This is a genomic window from Streptomyces sp. NPDC003393, from assembly GCF_053589015.1.
In genome coordinates this window covers 86,869-105,940 of the sequence record NZ_JBSFRB010000028.1, presented here as the reverse complement: position 1 = coordinate 105,940, position 19,072 = coordinate 86,869, and the positions used below count along the sequence as shown (strand labels likewise).

The following is a 19,072-nucleotide window of genomic DNA, read 5'->3' as shown; positions in this document are numbered from 1 at the left end:
CGGTAGTGGCCGCCGCCGCCACCGCCGCGGTTGCCGTGGTCGTTGTTGTTGCCTTCGTTGCCCTTGCTGTTGTTGTTTCCGCTCTCGCCGCCCATGGGGGCCTGGAGGGGGGCCTGCTGGACGGCGGCGGCCGGAGCGCCCTGGGCGGCCGGGGCCGCCTGGGGCGCCGGGGCGGCCGTGGCGTAGGTGATGCCGGTCGCGGCCAGGGCCGCGGCGGCCGCGACGCCCGCGGCGATCGCGTGAGAACGAGTCATGATCATGGTGCACTGCTTCCTGTCTCAGAGTCAGAGAGAGACCGACTTCGCAGCCGGTGTGTGATCGAACGTACTGACACCCACGGAAGCTGTCATTTCGGGCAGATCGTACCTACTGCCTCTGGTAGGCCGATCGGGGTATCCGAAGCGCCCGCACACCAGGTTCGGTCGAACTGACGGAACATCAAATGGACGCAGCTACTTAGCAGATTGACTGACTATTAGGCCTTGCAGGTGATCTTCTGACGCCCTCTCACTCGTGCGGCAGCGAGAACCCACCAGGATGTTCGGCGTGTTGCTGCTTGACATTCGGCGACGGCGATGCCTCGGAGGTGTGCGGAGTGTCGTCCGGGTGCCGCGTACGCCGGGACAGCGCGGCCACAGCCGTCGCGGATCGTCGGCGTAGAAGCGCAGTACCCGCGCCTCGGCCTCCCTGCCCAGCGGGCGTACGAACCGCACCGGCTCGGAGAGCTCCACCGTGACCGTGGTCTGCCCGCCCACCGACAGGTCCAACGAGCCGTCGTCGCGCACCTGCGCGAAGCCGCCGCCGCCGACGATGCGGCGCTCGACGCGGGCACGGGCGACGAGCTGAGCCGGAACGTCGACGTCCAGCAGTACGCCGTAGCGCACGCGCAGGGAGCCGTCGGCGGTCACGACGTGGGGGCGTACGACGCAGGAGATGTGCACCGCGATGACGAAGTAGCAGCCCCAGACGTCCATCACCAGGAAGACGAAGTGCGCGACCGGCCAGGGGATGAGCACCGCCAGCGCCACCGTCTCGACGATCGAGACGAACAGGAAGCCGTAGATCACGGCGGCCTGGTTCGCCGCGTAGCGCACCGCGAGGTCTTCGGGGCCCACGCCGTGCGGACGATCCTGCGCGACGCGTTCACCGTGCCCCCCGCTCCTGGAGCAGGGCCGTCGCGCGGCGCAGGACCTCCGCCTGCGCGGGCGGGAAGTCCGCGAAGAACGCGTCGGCGAATCCCCCTCCGCACCCGTCCCCGGTGCGGGAGGCGCCCTCGGCCGCGGACCGGGCGACCTCGTGCGGCATGCTGTCGGCGATGGTCCGGGCCGGCTCCGGAACGCGCGGGTCGGTGGGTGAGGCGTCGGCGAGCTCGTCCAGACCGGCGTAGATCTCGTACGCCCGCGCCATCGCGTCCTCGTCGGTGCTCAGTGCCCGCATCATCGCCAGGAGCCAGTAGCGGTGGCCCGCGCCGGCGGTCGAGTGCAGCAGGGCGAGCAGCTCTCGCTCCTTGGCGGCCATGGCGGCCATGGCGGGCTCCGGGCCGGGGCGTGCGGCGGAGGCACGGGCCATGTCGTCGAAGACGGCGGCGAGTTCCGCGGAGACCGGGCCCTCGGCAGGCCGCCCGCGTCCGCGCGCCGCAACAGCCCGGCGAGACGGGCCGCGGCGCCGTCCGATCGCCTCCTCCTGGCGGGCCGGGTCGGCGTCGAGTTCGGCGAGGATCTCGCGCAGGTCCTTGCCCGCGTCGTCGGCGAGCGCGTCGCGGACCTCGTCGAGGGTCAGTCCGAGCTCGGTGAGCCTGCGCACGCGGGCCAGCTCGACGGCGTCGCGCAGTCCGTACTCACGGTAGCCGTTGGATTGCCGTTCGGGTTCGGGCAGCAGGCCGATGCGGTGGTAGTGCCGCACGGTGCGGGTGGTGACGCCGGCGATCGCGGCGAGCTCTCCGATACGCATGTGCCCGGTAGAAACGTTGCCGCTGCGACAAGGCCGAGCGAGGAGGGGCCGGGCTCGATCCGCCGGAACGGATCCTGGACCGCCGACGCCTCGACCAGCGGCAAGAGGAGCGGTCTGATGGAATGGGAGGGAGGTGTCTTCCATGGCTGCGACAACGCTTCCGGCATCGATGCGGGCCTGGGTGGCCTGCGCCGCCCACCCCGGGACGATCGAGTCCGTCGTACTGCCCGTCCCGGCGCCCGAGGACGACGAACTGCTGGTGCGGGTGGCCGTGTGCGGGGTGTGCCGGACCGACCTCCACGTGCGGGACGGCGACCTGCCCGCACACCGTGAGCGGGTCGTGCCCGGGCACGAGACGGTGGGCGAGGTCGTCGCGGCGGGGCGGGCGGCCACCGGGCCCGGGATCGGCGCCCGGGTCGGGATTCCGTGGCTGCGCCGGACGTGCGAGGAGTGCGTGTACTGCCGCCGCGGGCAGGAGAACCTGTGCCCGTCCTCGCGTTACACGGGCTGGGACGCCGACGGGGGCTACGCGGAGTACACCACCGTTCCCGCCGCGTACGCCTACGAGCTGCCGCGGGGGTACACCGAGGAGGAGCTGGCCCCGCTGCTGTGCGCGGGCATCATCGGTTACCGGGCCCTGTGCCGTGCCGAACTGCCCCCGGGCGGCCGGCTCGGGATCTACGGCTTCGGGGCCTCCGCACACCTCACCGCGCAGGTGGCCCTCGGCCGGGGCGCCACCGTCCACGTGTTCACCCGGGCACCGGCCGCCCGGGAACTCGCCCTGTCCCTGGGTGCGGCCTCGGCGTCCGACACCTACGCACCGCCGCCGCAGCCGCTGGACGCGGCGATCCTCTTCGCCCCCGTCGGCGATGTGGTCCCCGTCGCTCTCCAGGCGTTGGCCGGCGGCGGCACGCTCAGCATCGCCGGTATCCATCTGACCGACATCCCCACGCTGGACTACCAGCGGCACCTCTTCCGCGAGCGGACCCTCCGCAGCGTCACCGCCAACACGCGCGACGACGGGCGCGCCCTGTTCGCCCTCGCCTCGGAGCAGCGCCTGCGGGTCTCGGTCACGGCGTACGGCTTCGACGAGGCGGACCGTGCGCTCGACGACCTGTCCGCGGACCGTGTCAACGGCGTCGCGGTGCTCCGCGTGCGACCGTGACGTCCGCGGACGCGTTCACCGGGCCCGGTGACGAGGGCGCGTTCACCGGCCCTGGTGACGAGGAGGACGGGGAACGCGCGAGGATCCGGCCGGTCGGGTGCGCGGACATGCGCCGAGGTGTCACAGAACCCGCTGCTCCCCGGTCTATCCGACAACCGGCAGTGCACGAAGACACACTGGGGGAGGGGGAACGGCGCATGGAACACGGTGACGCGGTACCGATCGCCGAACTGCTGGACGAGCGCCGGTGTCTGCTGGAAGTCGCCCGCCGCATGCTGGACCGTCCCGGCGAGGCGGAGAGCGTCGTGGAGGAGACCTATCGCCGGTGGTACGGGCTGCCCGAGGGCGCCCGTCGACGGATCAACGCTCCCCGTTCATGGCTCGCGAACACCGCGGGAGGGATCTGCCTGAGCCGGCGCTCCCCGCCCGGCCGGTCGGAGTCCGTTTGCGATGACGTCGTCGAGGCGGCCCCCGGCACGGTCGCCGACCTCATGGCGGACACACGGCCGGAGCGTGCCGGCCCCGCCGAAGGCGCCCGCCGCATGCTCCGCCTACGGCACTCAGGTCCCGCGACCCCCGAAGAGCACGACGCCCTCGCCCGCTCCGTCCGCCAGGCCTGCGAGAGCGACGACGCGGAACTGCTCGTGTCGCTGCTGCGTCCGGACGTCACGGCGTTCTTCGACGGCGGCGGCAAGGTCCGGGCGCTGATCGGACCGGTCCACGGCAGCCGGGAGGTCGCCCACAGCCTGCTGACGCTCCTGGCGCACCGCCCGCACACCGTCCTGACCACCCACCCCGTCAACGGGCGCACCGGCCTCGTGGCCCGCTACCGGCATCAGGTCGCCGCCGTCGTCGTCCTCGACATCGACGACCACCGCATCGCACTGGTCTGGGTCGTCCTCAACCCCGACAAACTGCGCTCCTGGAATCGGCCGTCGCCCCTGGCCGGCCCGCCGTCCACGCCCCGGTGACAGCCCGTGGGCCTGTTCGCGACAGAGCTTCGCGGCGACCGAGGAACGCGTGGGCGTGCGGCCCTCAACCGCCCGACGAGGCCGCGTAGGCGGCGAGTTTCGCGGGATTGAGCACCCAGAGCAGGCGTTCGATGCCCTGTGCCGACACCTCGACGGACAGCAGAGCCACCGGGGTGCCACCCTCCGAGACGAGGGCGGCGGGCATGCCGTTGGCCTCGACCCAGCGCACGTCCCTGTCGGGCCAGAAACGCGGGGCGAAGGCGGTGACGTACTTGGAGACGTGCGGACGCCCGACGACCGGGATCCTGCTCGCCCCGCGCATCCCTCCGCCGTCGGCGTAACTGACCACGTCCGCCGTGAGAACGCCCTCCAGCGCCGAGAGGTCGCCGGTCCGCGCGGCGGCGACGAACGCCTCCAGCAGGCGCCGGTGCGCGGAGGAGCTGACCGGCTCCTTGCGCTGCGACGACAGATGCTTCCGGGCCCGGCTCACCAGCTGGCGCGTGTTGGCCTGGCTCGTCTCCAGGATCTCCGCGACCTGCTTGTACGGGTAGTCGAACGCCTCCCGGAGCACGTAGGCGGCCCGCTCCACGGGGTTCAGCTTCTCCAGGAGGAAGAGCACCGCCAGGTCGAGCGCCTCCGCGCGTTCCGCGCCCAGGTGCGGGTCCCCGCTGGTGTCGACCGGCTCCGGAAGCCACGGCCCGATGTACGACTCGCGCCGCACCCTGGCGGACTGCGCGTGGTTGATGGCAAGACGGGTGGTGACCGTCGTCAGGAACGCCGTCGGCTCGTGGATGCCGGCGCGGTCGGTGTTCTGCCAGCGCAGCCACGCGTCCTGCACGATGTCCTCGGCCTCCGTCGTGCTGCCGAGTATGCGGTAGGCGATGCCGAACAGTCGGGGACGCGCCGCGATGAAATCCCGCGTGGCCCGGTCCAGGGACTCTGCCTCACCACCGGCGTACATACCCGCCCTCCAACTTCGGATCACCATGCTACAAGCCGCCCCAGGGCAACGCGCGCGGGTGCCTCCTGACGCGGCGATGCCGTGGGCGGCGCCCCTCCGCCCCTGTCACACATCGACGGGCTATTCGGTCAATTCATCTGAAAAGCGATGTGGCGGTTCGCACCTCGGTGCACCAAATACCGCTTCTCCACCACTCACCGAGGGCAGTTCCATGATCAGCACTGACAATGTCACGCTCAGCCATCACAGCCATGTGTGCGAGTCGGCCGCGGCGGCGATCGCGATGCTCGACGAGCGGGGGACGGTGGTCGCCTGGACGCGGGCCGCCGAGGGGCTGGTGGGGTACTCCGCCCGGGAGGTGGTGGGCCGGTCGGCCGCGTTCGTCCTGCCGTCCCCGAAGGGGGCGCCGGCGATCGCGGCGTTCATCGAGGAGTGCCGTGCCGGGCACGATTGGTCGGGCACCACGGCGCTGCGACACCGGGACGGCCGGATACTCGACGTCAGCCTGCGCATCTCGATGGTGTGGGGGCCGGACGGGTCAGTGCGGTGGCTGGCGTCCGTGACCGACGTCGGCGCGCTGTCCGGGGAGGTGATGAACGGGTCGGTGCGCGAGTCGCTGCTCACCCGCGCGCCCGTCGGCATCGTCGTGCGCGACCGGCAGCTGCGCTGCACCTGGGTCAACGACACGACGGAGAGCCATGACGGCATTCGCCGTGAGCGGCGGCTCGGACGCCGGCTCACCGAAGTGTGGCCCGGAGCCAAGGGCGAAGCGTTGGAGGCCGTGATGACGGAGGTGCTGCGGAGCGGGACGGCCACGGTCCACGAGTTCAGCCGGTGGCTGCCGACGGGCCCGCGCCGGGAGCACACGTTCGCGGGTTCGTTCTTCTGTCTCCTGGGAGCCGACGGGCAGACGCTGGGGGTGTGCACCATCAGCGTCGACGCCACCGAGACCCGGCGTGCCCGCGAGCGCCTGGCCATCCTCAGCCAGGGCGGCGCACGCCTGGGCCGCAGCCTGGACGCGACGCAGACCAGTCAGGAGCTGGCCGATCTGGCCGTGCCCCTGCTCGCCGACTACGCCGCGGTCGACCTCGATCAGTCGATCCCGTTCGGCGACGTGCCTCCGGTCCACGCCGGCCCGGCGGGCGCGCACCGGCCCGCGTTCCGGCGTGTCGGCCTGGCCTCGATCCGCGAAGGGATCCCGGAGTCCCCCTGGGGCCGTGGTGAGCCGGTGCCCGTGCCGCCCGCCTCACCCTTCGCCGAGGTCGTGCGCACCGGCAGTTCCCACCTGCAGCCGGTCCTGGACACCGCTCCGGGCGCCTGGACCGACCAGGATCCGCTCCGGGCACGGACGATCCATGACAACGGCATGCACTCCCTGATGATCGTCCCCATCCGCGCCCAGCGGACCCTGCTGGGCGTGGCGATGTTCATCCGCACCGAGGACCCCGTGCCGTTCCAGGAGTTCGACCTGCTACTGGCCGAGGAACTCGTCAGCCGGGCCGCGCTGGCGCTGGACAACGCGCGCCAGTACGCGCGCGAGCAGACCGCGGCACTCGCGCTCCAGCGCAACCTGCTCCCGCACCGGCTGAGGGGAGGAGCGGCGGTCGAGGCCGTCTCGCGCTACCTGCCCGCCGACGCCCACAGCGGTGTCGGAGGCGACTGGTACGACGTCATCCCTCTGTCCGGCGCCCGGGTCGCCCTCGTGGTCGGCGATGTCGTGGGACACGGCATCAACGCCGCCGCGACGATGGGCAGGCTGCGTACGGCCGTTCACACGCTCGCCCACATGGAGCTGCCGCCCGACGAGCTGCTGGCCCACCTCGACGACACGGTGCAGCGGCTGGCCGAGGAGGACGCCGACACCTCGGACCAGCTCCACGGGGTCGTGGGCGCCACCTGTCTGTACGCCGTCTACGACCCGGTCACCCGCCGGTGCACCATGGCGCGGGCCGGACACCTCCCGCCCGGGATCGTCGATCCGCAGGGCCACGTCACCTTCCCCGACCTGCCCGCCGGAAGCCCGCTGGGGGTCGGGCTGGGGATGCCGTTCGAGGCCGTAGAGCTGGAACTGCCCGAGGGCACTCTCCTCGCGCTGTACACGGACGGACTGGTCGAGTCCCGCCACCACGACATCGACGTGGGCATGCGCCGTCTGGGCGACGCCCTGGCACAGCCGGACCGCCCGCTGGAAGAACTGTGCACCGACGCGACGGAGGGGTGCCCGGGTCAGGCGCCGTCCGACGACGTCACCCTGCTCCTGGTGCGGACCCGCTCACTGCGGCCCACGCAGGTCGCCTCCTGGACGCTGCCCGACGACCAGAGGGCTGTCCGCACCGCCCGGCACAGGGCGGCCGACCAGCTGGCCGCTTGGGGTCTGGACCGTCTCGTGGACTCCACGCAGCTGATCGTCAGTGAACTGGTCACCAACGCCGTGCGGCACAGCACCGGCCCGATCGTGCTTCGCCTGATCCAACATCAGGTGCTGACCTGCGAAGTGTTCGATGCCGACGTCGGTTCGCCACGGGTGCGCCGCGCCCGCGCCGTCGACGAGCACGGCCGCGGCCTGTTCCTGGTCTCTCAGCTGTCCCGCCGATGGGGCGCCCGCTGGGTGTCGGGCGGCAAGGTCGTCTGGGCCGAGGAGGACCCGGCCGGCACACCGGCGCACGCCGACGCGGCGTGCGCCGCGCTCTGAGCCGTCGCAGTCTGGACCCATGACCACATGACCAGTGGTTCGCGATGGGAGGCGCCCGTATGAAGTGCGCAGTGATCGGCGGCACCGGCTTGATCGGGTCGCAGGTCGTGAAGAAGCTGAACGCGGCCGGACACGAGGCCGTACCCCACTCGATGTCCACCGGTGTCGACGTGATCACCGGCCAGGGCCTGGAGGAGGCGGTGGCCGGAGCCGGCGTCGTCGTCAACCTGACGAACTCCCCGACCTTCGACGACGCCTCAACCGCATTCTTCCGGACCTCCATGGACAACCTCCTGGCGGCCTGCCGGAAGGGCGGCACGGGCCACGTCGTCATCCTCTCGATCGTCGGCACCGACCAGGTGCCCGGCCTCGTCTACTACCAGGCCAAGGCCCTGCAGGAGGACATTCTCAAGGCCGGGGGGATCCCGTACTCCATCGTCCGCGCCACCCAGTTCATGGAGTTCATGGACGCGGTTCTGTCCTGGACCACCGAAGGCGACACCGTCCGCCTGCCCGCCACGCCGATCCAGCCGATCGCCGCCCGGGACGTCTCCGACACCGTCGCCGACGTCGCACTGGGTGCCCCGTTGAACGGCACCCTGGAGGTCGCAGGGCCTGACGTCTTCACCCTCGACGAACTCGGCCGGATCACCCTGGAGGCCCACCCGGACGGTCGCACGGTCGTCACCGACGACACGGCCGGCATGTTCGCCGCCGTGCCCGGCGACGTCCTCACCCCCAAAGGCGACGCCCGCATCGCCCCCACCCACTACGCCGACTGGCTGTCCTAGGTCATCGCGCCCGCTCACGGAGGCACCATCATGGCGAACAAGGAACCGGCCGCAGGCGGCGCGGGGAGCGCGGAAGGCACGGACGGCAGCGCGGGCGCGGGGAACACCGAGCACCGGCCGCGTTCGGCCGCGTGGAAGACGGCACTCACCACGTTGCAGTCGGTGAAGCCGCCGTTCGTCCCGGAGGGGGCCGAGGCGATGACCGTCCTCGTCCAGTTCCCTCCCGGCGACCCCGGCACCCCGCCGCACCGGCACTCGGGGCCCGCGTTCGGCTACATGCTGGAAGGGGAGATGCTCTTCGAGCTGGAGGGCGAGCCGGAACGGGTGATCAAGGCGGGGGAGACCTTCTGGGAGCCGGGCGGCGACGTCATCCACTACCAGGACGGGAACAACCGGACGGACTCCTGGAGCCGTTTCCTCGTCACCATGATGTGCGCGCCGGGCCAGCCGATGCTCACTCTCGTCGACGACGAGGAACTCGCCCGGCGCCGACACCTGCGAGCTCCCCGCCCCGGCACCTGACCCGCTCCGGCCCGGCGCAGGGAGCGCCGGCATCGTCGCGCCGGGTCACCGGATGCGGGGACGGCCGCTACGGCGCCGGCGGGATGCGGTAGACGGAGACGTGGGAGCGAGACTCGGCGGTGAACTCGGTGCCGTCCCAGTCCGCGTACCTCGCCTCCAGCTCGAATCCGGCCAGCCGGGCCATGAGGTCCAGCTCCGCGGGCCAGACGTAGCGGTGCGGACTGCGGAGCAACCGTGCCTGCTGGGTGTCGTCGAAGTGGAAGTGGTGCGACACCACGTGCTGCCGCAGGACGTCGTAGGTGTCCAGACCGATGTAACCGGGTTCGGACTGCCAGACGGTGGCCGTCCGGCCCGGTGGGAGCCTGCGCAGTTCCGGAACCCACAGCTCGATCACGAACCGGCCGCCGGGCGTGAGGTGACGGGCCGCGTTGCGGAAGCACTGGACCTGCTCGTCCTGAGTGAGCAGGTTGGAGAGCGTGTTGTAGACGAGATAGACCAGGGTGTACTTCCCCGGGGCGGCGGTGGTCGCCATGTCACCGACGACCACGGGAAGGGTCGACTCGTCCGCCTTGGTGCGCAGTCGCTCCACCATCGGCGGCGACAGTTCGATGCCGGTGACCGGCACTCCTCGCTCGGCGAGCGGCACGGCCACCCGGCCGGTCCCGATGGCGAACTCGAGCGCCGCGCCGCCGTCCGCGAGCTCGGCGAGCCGGTCCACGGCCGGCCCCAGCACCTCGGGCGCGAACATGCCGGACCCGGGCGTGTCGTAGCGTCGGGCGGCATCGGTGTCCCAGATCTTCTCCTGCTGCATTCCCCCGACACTCGCCGCCGGCCCGTGCGATGTCCAGCGGATTTCTCGCGGCCGGGGCTGCCGGGTCGGCCGGTCGGTGCGGCCCGGGTGCGTGCGCCGGCCCGCGCGCGCCTTGGCCGACCTGCTAGGTTCCTGTCGTACGCGAGCCTTCCCGGCGCGGATTCCGATCCGCCGGGGAGGCTCCTCTCATGCCCGGGGCCGGCCTGCCTCCGGCATGGGGTGAACCTGCTTCCTGCTTCCCGCCGCGCACCCGCAAGAGGAGACCCTCGCATGCATCCACCGACGAACGTCGCAGCCGCCACCGGCACGTGGCGGCTGGGTGACCTGACCGTCAACCGCATCGGCTTCGGCGCGATGCGACTGACCGGTACCGCACCCTTCGGCGACGGTGTGCCGCGCGACCGCGAGACGTCGATCGGTGTACTCCGGTGCGCTGTCGAGCTCGGCGTCAATCACATCGACACCGCCGCGTTCTACTTCTCGGCGACGCGGTCGGCCAACGAACTGATCAATCGGGCGCTGGCCCCCTACCCCGAGGATCTCGTCATCACGACCAAGGTCTGGCCCGGCCGCGACCCCTCGGGCGCCTGGTGGTGGGCCACACCCCCGCAGTTGCGCGGACAGGTGGAGGAGAATCTGCGCCAACTCGGCCGCGACCACCTGGACGTGGTGAACCTGCGAGTGCCGCCGAGCCGGCGGACCGGCTCGATCGGCGAGCACTTCGGCGCGCTGGCCGAGCTGCGTGACGCCGGACTGATCCGACACCTCGGGGTCTCCAACGTCACCTCCGGGCAACTGTCCGAGGCCCTCGACATCGCGCCGGTGGTGTGCGTGCAGAACGCCTACGGAATCGGCGCGTCCGACGAGGACCGGGCCCTTCTGCGGCGCTGCGGTGAACTCGGCCTCGCCTTCGTCCCCTTCTTCGCGATCGCCGGCTCAGGGGGCGAGGCGGGCCCGCGGGCCCATGACGGCGAGACGGACCGGGCGAGCCGTGACCGTGACGCGGTGCGGGCCGTGGCCGGCGCCCACGGTGTGTGCGCCGCGCAGGTCCGCCTGGCCTGGACCCTGCACCAGGGGCGGCATGTGCTGGCGATCCCCGGGACCGGAGACCTGGACCATCTCGCGCAGAACATGGCTGCCGGCTCGATACGGCTCACGCAGGAGGAGCTGACACGCCTCACCGCGCTGCGGCCGGCCGGGGCCCGGTAGGCCGTTCCCCCGGGCTCGCCACCTGAAAAACACGCGTGCGTACGAGATCTCGGCCTGCCAGGATGACGGGGGGAAGCGAGGTCTCGTGGACGAGTTGAGGCGATTCGGTCAGGCGCTGGTCGTATGGGCGGCCGGCGGAGCGGGGGCGGGTGCGGCCGCCGCGGCGGCGCGGGAGCTGGCCGCCGGTGTGCGGGCGGCGGTACTCGTCGAGGGGCACAGTGACCAGGTCGCGCTCGAGACGCTGGCCGCGCGCCGCGGACGCGACCTCGGCGCGCAGGGCATCGCTGTCGTACCGCTGGGCGGTGCCACGAACATAGGGCGCTTCCTGGACGTGTGCGGTCCCGCGGGGCTCGGGCTTCCGCTGGCCGGTCTCTGCGACGTCGGGGAGGAACGGCATTTCCGGCGTCATCTGGAGCGGGTCGGCCTCGGGTCCGCTCTCACGACCACCGCACTGGAGACACTCGGGTTCCAGGTGTGCGTCGCCGACCTGGAGGACGAGCTGATCCGCGCTCTGGGTGCCGAACGCGTGCGGCAGGTGATCGACACCCAGGGCGAGACCCGCCCCTTCCTGACCTTCCAGGGCCAGCCGGCACAGCGGGAACGGCCGGTGGAGCACCAACTGCGGCGCTTCATGGGCACGCACAGCGGCCGGAAGGCGCTCTACGCGAGGGCACTGGTCGCGCAGCTGGACCTCGGGCGCGTCCCCCGGCCGCTGGAGCGTCTTCTCACGCACCTGTCCTGACGATCGGCGCCGGGCGGCATCGGCGCGTTCGGAGGGGCGGCGTCCAGGACGGATCTCCAGGCCGCGCGGTCGGCCGGGGACGGCCGCACTCGTATCCTGGCCCTCGTGCCGTCCTCCCGTCTGCATCGTGTCGCCGTGCTCGTGCTCGAGGGTGCCAAGCCGCTCGATGTGGGCATCCCCGCGCAAGTTTTCACGACCCGCGCGAGCATGCCCTACGAGGTCAGGGTGTGCGGGGCGACGCCCGGACTGGTGACCGGCGGCGACGGCCTGGCCTACCACGTCACGCACGGCCTGGACGCACTCGCATGGGCCGACATCGTCTTCATCCCCGGCTACCGCTTCCCGGACCGTGACGACCCGCCGCGGACGGTCGTCGACGCGCTGATCGCCGCGCACGCCCGGGGCACCCGGCTCGCGGCCATCTCGACGGGCGCCTTCGCCCTCGCGGCGACCGGCCTGCTCGACGGCAGGCGCGCCACGACGCACTGGCACTACTCCAGGGCGCTCGCCGAGAAGCATCCGCTGGTCCGGGTCGACGAGAACGTTCTGTTCGTCGACGAGGGCAGCGTGCTGACATCGGCCGGCGCGGCCTCGGGCATCGACCTGTGCCTGCACATTCTGCGCGGCGACCTCGGAGTGGCCGCCTCCAACCACGCGGCCCGGCGCCTGGTCGCGGCGCCCTACCGCAGCGGTGGTCAGGCGCAGTACGTGCCGCGCAGCGTGCCCGAGCCGCTGGGCGAGCGGTTCGCCGCGACCCGGGAGTGGGCGCTGCGCCGGCTGGGCCGGCCCCTCACCCTGGAGGCGCTCGCCCGGCACGCTGCGGTCTCGCCGCGTACGTTCTCGCGGCGCTTCGTCGAGGACACCGGGTACACGCCGATGCAGTGGGTGATGCGGGCCCGTATCGACGTGGCCCGTGAACTGCTGGAACGTTCCCAGCTGAGCGTCGAGCAGATCGCCGCCGACGTGGGACTGGGCACCGGCGCGAACCTGCGGCTGCACTTCCAGCGCATCCTCGGCACCACGCCGAGCGAGTACCGGCGCACCTTCGCCCGGGGCGAGTAGCCCGTCGCCGGTGTGGCGCGATCCTTGTGAACCATGGCGATCACGCCGCTGTCCCGGGCGGACGCCGCGCGCGACGCTGGTCGCGAACGAAAGGGAGACCATTCATGACCCGCATCGCCATCAACGGATTCGGCCGCATCGGACGCAACGTGCTGCGCGCGCTGCTCGAGCGCGGCAGCGACCTGGAGGTCGTCGCCGTCAACGACCTCACCGAACCCGCCACCCTGGCCCGGCTGCTCGCCTACGACACGACGGCCGGACGGCTCGGCCGCCCGGTGACCGTAGACGGGGACGCCCTGGTCGTCGACGGCCGGCGCATCAAGGTGCTCGCCGAGCGCGAACCGGCGCAGCTGCCGTGGGCGGCACTCGGTGTGGACATCGTGCTGGAGGCGACCGGCCGCTTCACGTCGGCGAAGGCGGCCCGCGCCCACCTCGACGCGGGCGCGCGGAAGGTTCTCGTCAGCGCGCCGTCGGACGGAGCCGACGTCACGCTCGCCTTCGGCGTCAACACCGACGCGTACGACCCGGACGTGCACACGGTGGTCTCGAACGCCTCGTGCACGACCAACGCGCTCGCGCCGCTGGCCGCGGTGCTCGACGAGCTCGCCGGCATCGAGCACGGGTTCATGACGACGGTGCACGCCTACACGCAGGAGCAGAACCTTCAGGACGGTCCGCACCGGGACGCCCGCCGGGCCCGCGCCGCCGCCGTCAACATCGTGCCGACCACGACGGGCGCCGCCAAGGCGATCGGCCTCGTGCTGCCGAACCTCGACGGCAAGCTGTCGGGCGACTCGATCCGCGTTCCGGTTCCGGTGGGCTCGATCGTCGAACTGAACACCACGGTCGCCCGCGAGGTGACGCGCGACGACGTGCTGGCGGCGTACCGCACCGCGGCCGAGGGCCCGCTCGCCGGGATCCTGGAGTACTCGGACGACCCGCTGGTGTCCTCGGACATCACGGGCAACCCGGCCTCGTCGATCTTCGACTCGGCCCTCACCCGCGTCGACGGCCGTCATGTCAAGGTGGTCGCCTGGTACGACAACGAGTGGGGCTTCTCGAACCGCGTGATCGACACGCTCGAACTCCTCGCCGGCCGCTGACCTGGGCGTCCACTGCACGCCGGGGCGGACAGGACGGTCCAGGCAGAGGTGCCCCGCGAAGGCACGTGACCTACGTGGCGCCTGGAGGCGTTCCAGGGACGGCCCGTGCCGTCCGCTCGTCGAGCCTGGTCGATGGACCGTCGATTCCCCATGACTGTAAAAATTTACAGGCAAATATGACTATTTGAGATCGATGAGAAATTGATTGGCATTTCGTAACAAGCAGTGGTTTCAGAGCTTTTGTCCGTGCCGGTAAGTGAGGATCACCGTGTCCCCGGCCGAACCGGTCCGGGGAGTGGCGGGGCGTCAGCCCCGGCTCACACGGAAAGGTCTGCACATGATCAACGGGTTGAAGAAGGCGGCGGCCCTGGGGGCGGCGACGGTGGCCCTGGCCGCCGGTGCGGTCGTCGGCACGGTCGGCACCGCGTCGGCCGCACCGCAGCACCACCAGCCGCCGAGGCCGGTGCGCCACTGCGTGCAGGCGTCGGGCTACTGGACGTGGCTGCGGCACCCGGGGTACCGGGACCGGCACCACCGCTGGCACGCCGCCTACCGGACCCGCGTCTGGCACCCCACGCACAACCGCCACTGCCACCGCTGATGTGGTGAGCGCCGCCGACACCGTCTCCAGCCGGCGGTGACAGCGATCCGACCGGCCGTCGGTGCGTCCGCTCCAGGGCGCGCCGGCGGCCGGTCCGTCGTGTCGCGACCGCCCCGGCCGAGCGGCGCACGGGCCGCTACTGCTTGCCCCGGGCTCCTGCTTCTTCCGGTGTCGTCGCTGCCGCCGCGTGACATCCGTGCGGCGATTCCGCTGCGAACACGCCTCGTCGCGCCCATCGTTGTTCATGGCTGCTCCGGACGCCGGGCTGCCACGGGTACGGTATGTCGTCCGGCTCGAGGTGCGGCGGAGGCCGACGGCTGCGACCGTTTTGAGGGATGGGGGATGGTCCAGGTGGGTGAGAACGGAGGCGGCCGTGGTGCTGGTGGCGCATCCTTCGCTCCTGCGGGAGCTGATCGAACGGTGTGAGAGGCTCAGCCGGCGGGCGGCGTCCGGGGGTGGTTCGGACGCCGCCCGCCAGCTCGAGGATGCCGCGTACACGCTGTGTGTGGTCACCGGCACCCGCCGGCTGGACGCGGCCTTGTTCGTGGCCCGCCGGCAGCTGGCCGACGCCATGACGCGACGGCAGCCTCGGCGCTGAACGCCGATCCCGGTCTGTCCGACGTCGCCGCCCGCGGCTGTGCCGGCGCGCGCGGACGGCACCTTGTGCCAGGATCCGCTCCGGCACCCCTCGACCCGTTGCGTTCATGACAAGACAGCGCTTACGGTGACGCGCGTCAACCGCCGCCCGGTCGAGGGGAGCGATCATGAACGAGCCACAGGTCCAGGGGATAAATGTGGGGCGCCGCGCACTGCTGCGGGGCGCGGCGGGAGTGACGGCCGTGTTGGGCGCGGCGGCGTTCGTCGACCTCGGCTCGGCGGGGCGGGCCTCGGCCTACGGCTGGACCCGTACGCTCCGGCAGGGCGTGTCCGGCTCGGACGTGGTCGAGTTGCAGGTCCGCGTCGGGGGCTGGGCCGCGGCGAGCGCCCAGAAGACGTACATCGCCTGGGACGGTGCCTTCGGCCCGGCCACCGACGGTGCGGTCAGGCGCTTCCAGTCCGCCTACGGTCTGGCCGCGGACGGTGTCGTCGGACCGCAGACGCAGAGCGTGCTCAACAGCCTTCAGAGCGGCGACGGTTCGACCGCCCACTTCGACTTCAGCGAGTTCCACTCCAAGGACGGCTCGGGGTTCAGTGGTGGCAAGGTGGGCGCCGCCCAGGTCAAGGAGAACGTTCGACGGCTGATGTACAAGCTGGAGGCGCTGCGCAAGAAGGCCGGCAACTCCGCGGTCACCATCAACTCCGGTTTCCGCAGCGTCGCGCACAACGCGTCGGTGGGCGGCGCGTCCAACAGCATGCACGTGTACGGCGTCGCGGCCGACGTCGTGGTCTCCGGGCACAGCACCCTCCAGACGTACCGGCTCGCCGAGACCTGCGGGTTCTCCGGACTGGAGGCGTACACGCACTCGTGGCAGCACGTGGACAGCCGGGTCCAGTACCCCTCGTACGGCTCCGGCTCCTGGTGGTGGGAGAGCGGCGTGGTGTGACCGTGACCGGCCATCGCGGACGCCCCGGCCACCACCTCCCCTGCGTCGTCGACGGGGCTACGGCGCGGGGGTGGCGGCCGGGCCGGCCCCGACCTCGTCGACGTCCAGGCCGCGGTCGACACCGTGCGGCACGACGCTCTGGCCGGGCTCGGGGTGCAGGCGCTCGCCGTCGAGCCGGACCTCGACCTTGTCCGCTTCGAACGACACCAGACCGCCGATCCGGTCGACCTCCCGGTAGGCGTCGCGGTAGGACCAGGCCGCGCGCTGCGCGTCGCCGATGTCGTAGTAGTCGCACAGGCCCTTGTAGGGGCAGAAGGTCTGTCCCGCGACCGGCCGCAGCCGGGTCTCGTCGATGTCGGCGCGCGGGACGTACCAGCGTGGGGCGAAACCCGACTCGTACAGCACGACGGGGTGCTCCGAGCGGGCGATCACGGTGTCCCCGAGGCGGACCTCCAGGGTGCGGGAGGTGGTGCGGATGTCGATGCGGTGGTACGGGTCCGCGGCGTGTCCCAGGATGCGTTCGTCCTCCTCGTAGAAGGCGTCCATCGCGCGCCAGGCGAAGGCGATGCGCCCCCGCAGGGCGGCGGCATGGGCGGGCAGCGCGGTGAACTCCCAGGCGGCGCGTTCGGTGGTGCGGTCGCCGGCGTGCACGGCGTACCAGGCGGTGTCGCCGAGGTCCTTGTGGTGGGTGACCTTGCCGCTCGGGACCAGGGCCGGCCCGTCGACGTCCTCGCGGGGGAAGTAGGCGACGGGGTACCGGCCCGGTTCGTGGAGCAGGATCACGTTCTCGCTGTCGGCGATCCAGGCGCCGCCGAACCGTACGCGCATGCGGCGGCGCAGCCGCTCGGCGAACAGCAGCCGCTCGGGCAGGGGTTCGGGGGTGAGGAAGTGTCCGACGGCGCCTGTGGAGAGCGGGCCTTGCTGCCAGGACAGTCCCATGGCGGGTTCCCTTCGGGGGCGGGATGGAGGGGCGGGTGCCCGGCGGGACGCGTCAGTCGAGGACGCGCGCGAGGAAGGCGCGGATGTGGCCGGTGATGGTCTCCAGGTGACTCTCCAGTGCGAAGTGCCCGGACTCCAGGAGGTGGATCTCGGCGTCGGGCAGGTCCTGGCGGAACGCCTCCGCGCCGGCGGGTCCGAAGATCTCGTCGTTGGCTCCCCAGACCGCGAGCAGAGGCACCCCGGAATCGCGGAAGTAGTGGTGCACGGCAGGGTAGAGATCCACGTTGGTGGGGTAGTCGCGGAAGAGTTTGAGCTGGATCTCGTCGTTGCCGGGGCGGTCCAGCAGCGCCTGGTCGTGGACCCAGTTGTCGGGGCTGACCAGTGTGGGGTCGGCGACACCGTTCACGTACTGCCAACGGGTGACCTCCGGGGTGAGGGCGTTGCGCATGGGGGCCTCGGTGTCCGGTCCCGGGGTCCTGGCGTAGGCGAAGGCGGCGTCCCAGAAGGGCTTGACGAAGCCCGCCTCGTAGGCGTTGCCGTTCTGCGTGATGATCGCGGTGACGCTGTCCGGGGCGCGGAGTGCGAGACGCCAGCCGATGGGAGCGCCGTAGTCCTGCACGTACATCGCGAACCGGTCGACGCCCAGGTGCTGGAGCAGGCCGGAGGTGACGTCGGTGAGCGCCTCGAAGGTGTAGGGGAAGTCCTGTAGGGCGGGCATCGCCGACTGACCGAAGCCGATGTGGTCGGGGGCGATCACGTGGTAGCGGTCGGCGAGCGCCGGAATCAGCTGCCGGAACATGTGCGAGCTGGTCGGGAAGCCGTGGAGGAGGACCACGGCGGGCGCCGTCGGATCGCCCGCCTCCCGGTAGAAGACCTCGAGGCCGTCGACGGTGGCGGTGCGGTGGTGGACTGCGGAGACCATCTCTGCCTAACCCCTTTATTGGGTTTCATTGGTTAGCCCTAGTCGAGCATGTGCGACCTAACCTGTCAATCTGCTTTAGATGGTTAGTTCGTGCTTCTGTGAGGTGCGCCGATGCACCGGAGGCAGGCACCGGCCCTCCTCCAGCCTCTGCCCGTCGGCGGTCATCGGCCAGCGCACCGCCTCCGTCCCTCTCCGGTCACGTCCGACGCCCACGGCGACGCCGGCGCTCGGCCCGGGCGATCTCGCCCCCGATCGGCAGCCAGTAGTACGGAACGAAGGCGGCGATCACGGCCATGCCGAGGACGGGGACGAAGGCGCCCAGCAGGGTGCCCGTGGCGCGCCACACCAGGGCGAGGCGGAAGCGCCGGCCGATCGCCGCCACGCCGGCCGCGTCGATGGTGGCGGTGAGGAGCCGCCGGTCACGGCGGACATAGCCCCAGATGACGTTGAACAGAACGGCCAGCAGTTCGAAGGCGGCGCCGTGGAGGACGACCGCGGCGGGCCGGCCGTGTCCGTCACGGAACGCCTGGGCCAGCACGGAGGCGGCGAACGGCAGGAACGCGACGTCCATGAGCAGCACGGTGTTGAGGAAGAGCACCACGCGGTCGGCGCTGCGGATGTGGTCGAACATGAGGTGGTGGTTGACCCACACCTGCCCGATGAGCATGAAGGTGACGACATAGGCGAGACAGGACGGCCAGAGCATGGCGAGGCCGTGCACCAGGCGGCGGGTGTCGGACGGCGGGCGGATCTCCAGGACGAGCAAGGTGACGGCGATGGCGATGACGCCGTCGCTGAAGGCGACCACCCGGGCGGGATCGCGCTCCACGCCGAACGACGTCGTCGCTTGTCCCGGCCCGCCGGGTCCGCGCACAGGCTCTTTCATCGCCCCGGCCTCCGGTGTCGCGGGCTTCTGCACGCGCATCCGGGGAGCGTTTCCTCGGCGCGGGTCGGAGTGCGGCCCCGTACCTCGCCGTCATGGTCCCGGTCGCGAAATCGCGGTCCTACCGGTACCCGCATAGGATCGGCGCCGGCACCGGCGCACGGGTCCCGGCGTCAGGAGGAGCTGCCCCGGCCGGCCGCCCCG

General features: G+C 71.7%; 19 protein-coding genes and 1 pseudogene. 12 read left to right on the top strand and 8 right to left on the bottom strand.

From position 1 onward, the window contains the following. The 3 genes and pseudogenes from ACWDUZ_RS25105 to ACWDUZ_RS25095 all read right to left on the bottom strand — a co-directional run. A pseudogene (locus ACWDUZ_RS25105) lies at positions 1–254 on the bottom strand (hypothetical protein); the annotation flags it as partial. 198 nt (positions 255–452) lie between these two features. Next, the gene (locus tag ACWDUZ_RS25100; RefSeq protein ID WP_451634055.1) at positions 453–1,115 is read right to left on the bottom strand and encodes a hypothetical protein; all 663 of its coding nucleotides are present in this window, start codon (positions 1,113–1,115) and stop codon (positions 453–455) included. Between the two features lie 28 nt (positions 1,116–1,143). Beyond that, positions 1,144–1,950: a MerR family transcriptional regulator gene (locus ACWDUZ_RS25095; protein WP_451634054.1), complete on the bottom strand. Its 807-nt coding sequence runs from the start codon at positions 1,948–1,950 to the stop codon at positions 1,144–1,146. A gap of 142 nt (positions 1,951–2,092) precedes the next feature. Here ACWDUZ_RS25095 and ACWDUZ_RS25090 point away from each other — a divergent pair, with 142 nt between their 5' ends. Both ACWDUZ_RS25090 and ACWDUZ_RS25085 read left to right on the top strand, forming a co-directional pair. After that, positions 2,093–3,115, top strand: coding sequence for a zinc-binding alcohol dehydrogenase family protein (locus ACWDUZ_RS25090; RefSeq protein WP_451634053.1), 1,023 nt, complete (start codon positions 2,093–2,095; stop codon positions 3,113–3,115). Positions 3,116–3,312: 197 nt separating this feature from the next. Then, positions 3,313–4,086, top strand: a complete 774-nt coding sequence (locus ACWDUZ_RS25085) for an RNA polymerase subunit sigma (protein WP_451634052.1) — start codon at positions 3,313–3,315, stop codon at positions 4,084–4,086. A gap of 64 nt (positions 4,087–4,150) precedes the next feature. Here the strand turns inward: ACWDUZ_RS25085 and ACWDUZ_RS25080 are convergent, their stop codons facing one another. Beyond that, a complete protein-coding gene (locus ACWDUZ_RS25080) occupies positions 4,151–5,047 on the bottom strand; it encodes an RNA polymerase sigma-70 factor (protein ID WP_451634051.1) in 897 nt (298 codons plus the stop codon). A gap of 211 nt (positions 5,048–5,258) precedes the next feature. On the opposite strand from ACWDUZ_RS25080, the gene ACWDUZ_RS25075 reads away from it, so the two are divergent. Genes ACWDUZ_RS25075 through ACWDUZ_RS25065 form a run of 3 tightly spaced genes read left to right on the top strand, consistent with a single transcriptional unit; the run spans position 5,259 to position 9,052 of the window. Continuing rightward, positions 5,259–7,739, top strand: a complete 2,481-nt coding sequence (locus ACWDUZ_RS25075; protein ID WP_451634050.1) for a SpoIIE family protein phosphatase — start codon at positions 5,259–5,261, stop codon at positions 7,737–7,739. A 59-nt stretch (positions 7,740–7,798) separates the two neighbouring features. Next, complete coding sequence (locus ACWDUZ_RS25070) at positions 7,799–8,530, top strand: SDR family oxidoreductase (RefSeq protein ID WP_451634049.1); 732 nt, start codon at positions 7,799–7,801, stop codon at positions 8,528–8,530. A 30-nt stretch (positions 8,531–8,560) separates the two neighbouring features. Further along, positions 8,561–9,052 carry a cupin domain-containing protein gene (locus ACWDUZ_RS25065; RefSeq protein ID WP_451634048.1) on the top strand — a complete coding sequence of 164 codons (492 nt, stop codon included), beginning with the start codon at positions 8,561–8,563 and terminating at the stop codon, positions 9,050–9,052. Between the two features lie 67 nt (positions 9,053–9,119). Here ACWDUZ_RS25065 and ACWDUZ_RS25060 read toward each other — a convergent pair whose 3' ends face one another. Continuing rightward, the gene (locus ACWDUZ_RS25060; protein WP_451634047.1) at positions 9,120–9,863 is read right to left on the bottom strand and encodes a class I SAM-dependent methyltransferase; all 744 of its coding nucleotides are present in this window, start codon (positions 9,861–9,863) and stop codon (positions 9,120–9,122) included. Between the two features lie 270 nt (positions 9,864–10,133). Between ACWDUZ_RS25060 and ACWDUZ_RS25055 the strand changes: the two genes are divergently transcribed. The 7 genes from ACWDUZ_RS25055 to ACWDUZ_RS25025 all read left to right on the top strand — a co-directional run bounded on the left by ACWDUZ_RS25055 (position 10,134) and on the right by ACWDUZ_RS25025 (position 16,124). Further along, a complete protein-coding gene (locus ACWDUZ_RS25055; RefSeq protein ID WP_451634046.1) occupies positions 10,134–11,072 on the top strand; it encodes an aldo/keto reductase in 939 nt (312 codons plus the stop codon). 85 nt (positions 11,073–11,157) lie between these two features. Continuing rightward, positions 11,158–11,814: a TOPRIM nucleotidyl transferase/hydrolase domain-containing protein gene (locus ACWDUZ_RS25050; RefSeq protein ID WP_451634045.1), complete on the top strand. Its 657-nt coding sequence runs from the start codon at positions 11,158–11,160 to the stop codon at positions 11,812–11,814. 105 nt (positions 11,815–11,919) lie between these two features. Continuing rightward, on the top strand, positions 11,920–12,876 hold the full coding sequence (locus ACWDUZ_RS25045) for a GlxA family transcriptional regulator (RefSeq protein ID WP_451634044.1): 957 nt from the start codon (positions 11,920–11,922) through the stop codon (positions 12,874–12,876). A gap of 104 nt (positions 12,877–12,980) precedes the next feature. Further along, on the top strand, positions 12,981–13,979 hold the full coding sequence (gene gap, locus ACWDUZ_RS25040) for a type I glyceraldehyde-3-phosphate dehydrogenase (protein ID WP_451634043.1): 999 nt from the start codon (positions 12,981–12,983) through the stop codon (positions 13,977–13,979). Positions 13,980–14,316: 337 nt separating this feature from the next. Beyond that, positions 14,317–14,580: a hypothetical protein gene (locus tag ACWDUZ_RS25035; protein ID WP_451634042.1), complete on the top strand. Its 264-nt coding sequence runs from the start codon at positions 14,317–14,319 to the stop codon at positions 14,578–14,580. Between the two features lie 355 nt (positions 14,581–14,935). Continuing rightward, positions 14,936–15,178: a DUF5133 domain-containing protein gene (locus tag ACWDUZ_RS25030; RefSeq protein ID WP_451634041.1), complete on the top strand. Its 243-nt coding sequence runs from the start codon at positions 14,936–14,938 to the stop codon at positions 15,176–15,178. A 166-nt stretch (positions 15,179–15,344) separates the two neighbouring features. Beyond that, entirely contained in the window at positions 15,345–16,124 is a 780-nt protein-coding gene (locus ACWDUZ_RS25025) for a D-Ala-D-Ala carboxypeptidase family metallohydrolase (RefSeq protein ID WP_451634040.1), read from the top strand. A 57-nt stretch (positions 16,125–16,181) separates the two neighbouring features. Here the strand turns inward: ACWDUZ_RS25025 and ACWDUZ_RS25020 are convergent, their stop codons facing one another. The 3 genes from ACWDUZ_RS25020 to ACWDUZ_RS25010 all read right to left on the bottom strand — a co-directional run bounded on the left by ACWDUZ_RS25020 (position 16,182) and on the right by ACWDUZ_RS25010 (position 18,910). After that, positions 16,182–17,063 carry a DUF427 domain-containing protein gene (locus ACWDUZ_RS25020; protein ID WP_451634039.1) on the bottom strand — a complete coding sequence of 294 codons (882 nt, stop codon included), beginning with the start codon at positions 17,061–17,063 and terminating at the stop codon, positions 16,182–16,184. A gap of 52 nt (positions 17,064–17,115) precedes the next feature. Then, a complete protein-coding gene (locus tag ACWDUZ_RS25015) occupies positions 17,116–17,985 on the bottom strand; it encodes an alpha/beta fold hydrolase (RefSeq protein ID WP_451634038.1) in 870 nt (289 codons plus the stop codon). Positions 17,986–18,181: 196 nt separating this feature from the next. Next, positions 18,182–18,910: a TMEM175 family protein gene (locus tag ACWDUZ_RS25010; RefSeq protein ID WP_451634037.1), complete on the bottom strand. Its 729-nt coding sequence runs from the start codon at positions 18,908–18,910 to the stop codon at positions 18,182–18,184. Between the last annotated feature and the right edge of the window lie 162 nt (positions 18,911–19,072).

Bases quoted from the DNA above. Each gene is read 5' to 3' on its own strand.
- ACWDUZ_RS25095 (WP_451634054.1), bottom strand. From the start codon at position 1,950: ATGCGTATCGGAGAGCTCGCCGCGATCGCCGGCGTCACCACCCGCACC.
- ACWDUZ_RS25090 (WP_451634053.1), top strand. From the start codon at position 2,093: ATGGCTGCGACAACGCTTCCGGCATCGATGCGGGCCTGGGTGGCCTGC.
- ACWDUZ_RS25085 (WP_451634052.1), top strand. From the start codon at position 3,313: ATGGAACACGGTGACGCGGTACCGATCGCCGAACTGCTGGACGAGCGC.
- ACWDUZ_RS25080 (WP_451634051.1), bottom strand. From the start codon at position 5,047: ATGTACGCCGGTGGTGAGGCAGAGTCCCTGGACCGGGCCACGCGGGAT.
- ACWDUZ_RS25075 (WP_451634050.1), top strand. From the start codon at position 5,259: ATGATCAGCACTGACAATGTCACGCTCAGCCATCACAGCCATGTGTGC.
- ACWDUZ_RS25070 (WP_451634049.1), top strand. From the start codon at position 7,799: ATGAAGTGCGCAGTGATCGGCGGCACCGGCTTGATCGGGTCGCAGGTC.
- ACWDUZ_RS25065 (WP_451634048.1), top strand. From the start codon at position 8,561: ATGGCGAACAAGGAACCGGCCGCAGGCGGCGCGGGGAGCGCGGAAGGC.
- ACWDUZ_RS25060 (WP_451634047.1), bottom strand. From the start codon at position 9,863: ATGCAGCAGGAGAAGATCTGGGACACCGATGCCGCCCGACGCTACGAC.
- ACWDUZ_RS25055 (WP_451634046.1), top strand. From the start codon at position 10,134: ATGCATCCACCGACGAACGTCGCAGCCGCCACCGGCACGTGGCGGCTG.
- gap (WP_451634043.1), top strand. From the start codon at position 12,981: ATGACCCGCATCGCCATCAACGGATTCGGCCGCATCGGACGCAACGTG.
- ACWDUZ_RS25035 (WP_451634042.1), top strand. From the start codon at position 14,317: ATGATCAACGGGTTGAAGAAGGCGGCGGCCCTGGGGGCGGCGACGGTG.
- ACWDUZ_RS25025 (WP_451634040.1), top strand. From the start codon at position 15,345: ATGAACGAGCCACAGGTCCAGGGGATAAATGTGGGGCGCCGCGCACTG.
- ACWDUZ_RS25020 (WP_451634039.1), bottom strand. From the start codon at position 17,063: ATGGGACTGTCCTGGCAGCAAGGCCCGCTCTCCACAGGCGCCGTCGGA.
- ACWDUZ_RS25015 (WP_451634038.1), bottom strand. From the start codon at position 17,985: ATGGTCTCCGCAGTCCACCACCGCACCGCCACCGTCGACGGCCTCGAG.
- ACWDUZ_RS25010 (WP_451634037.1), bottom strand. From the start codon at position 18,910: ATGCGCGTGCAGAAGCCCGCGACACCGGAGGCCGGGGCGATGAAAGAG.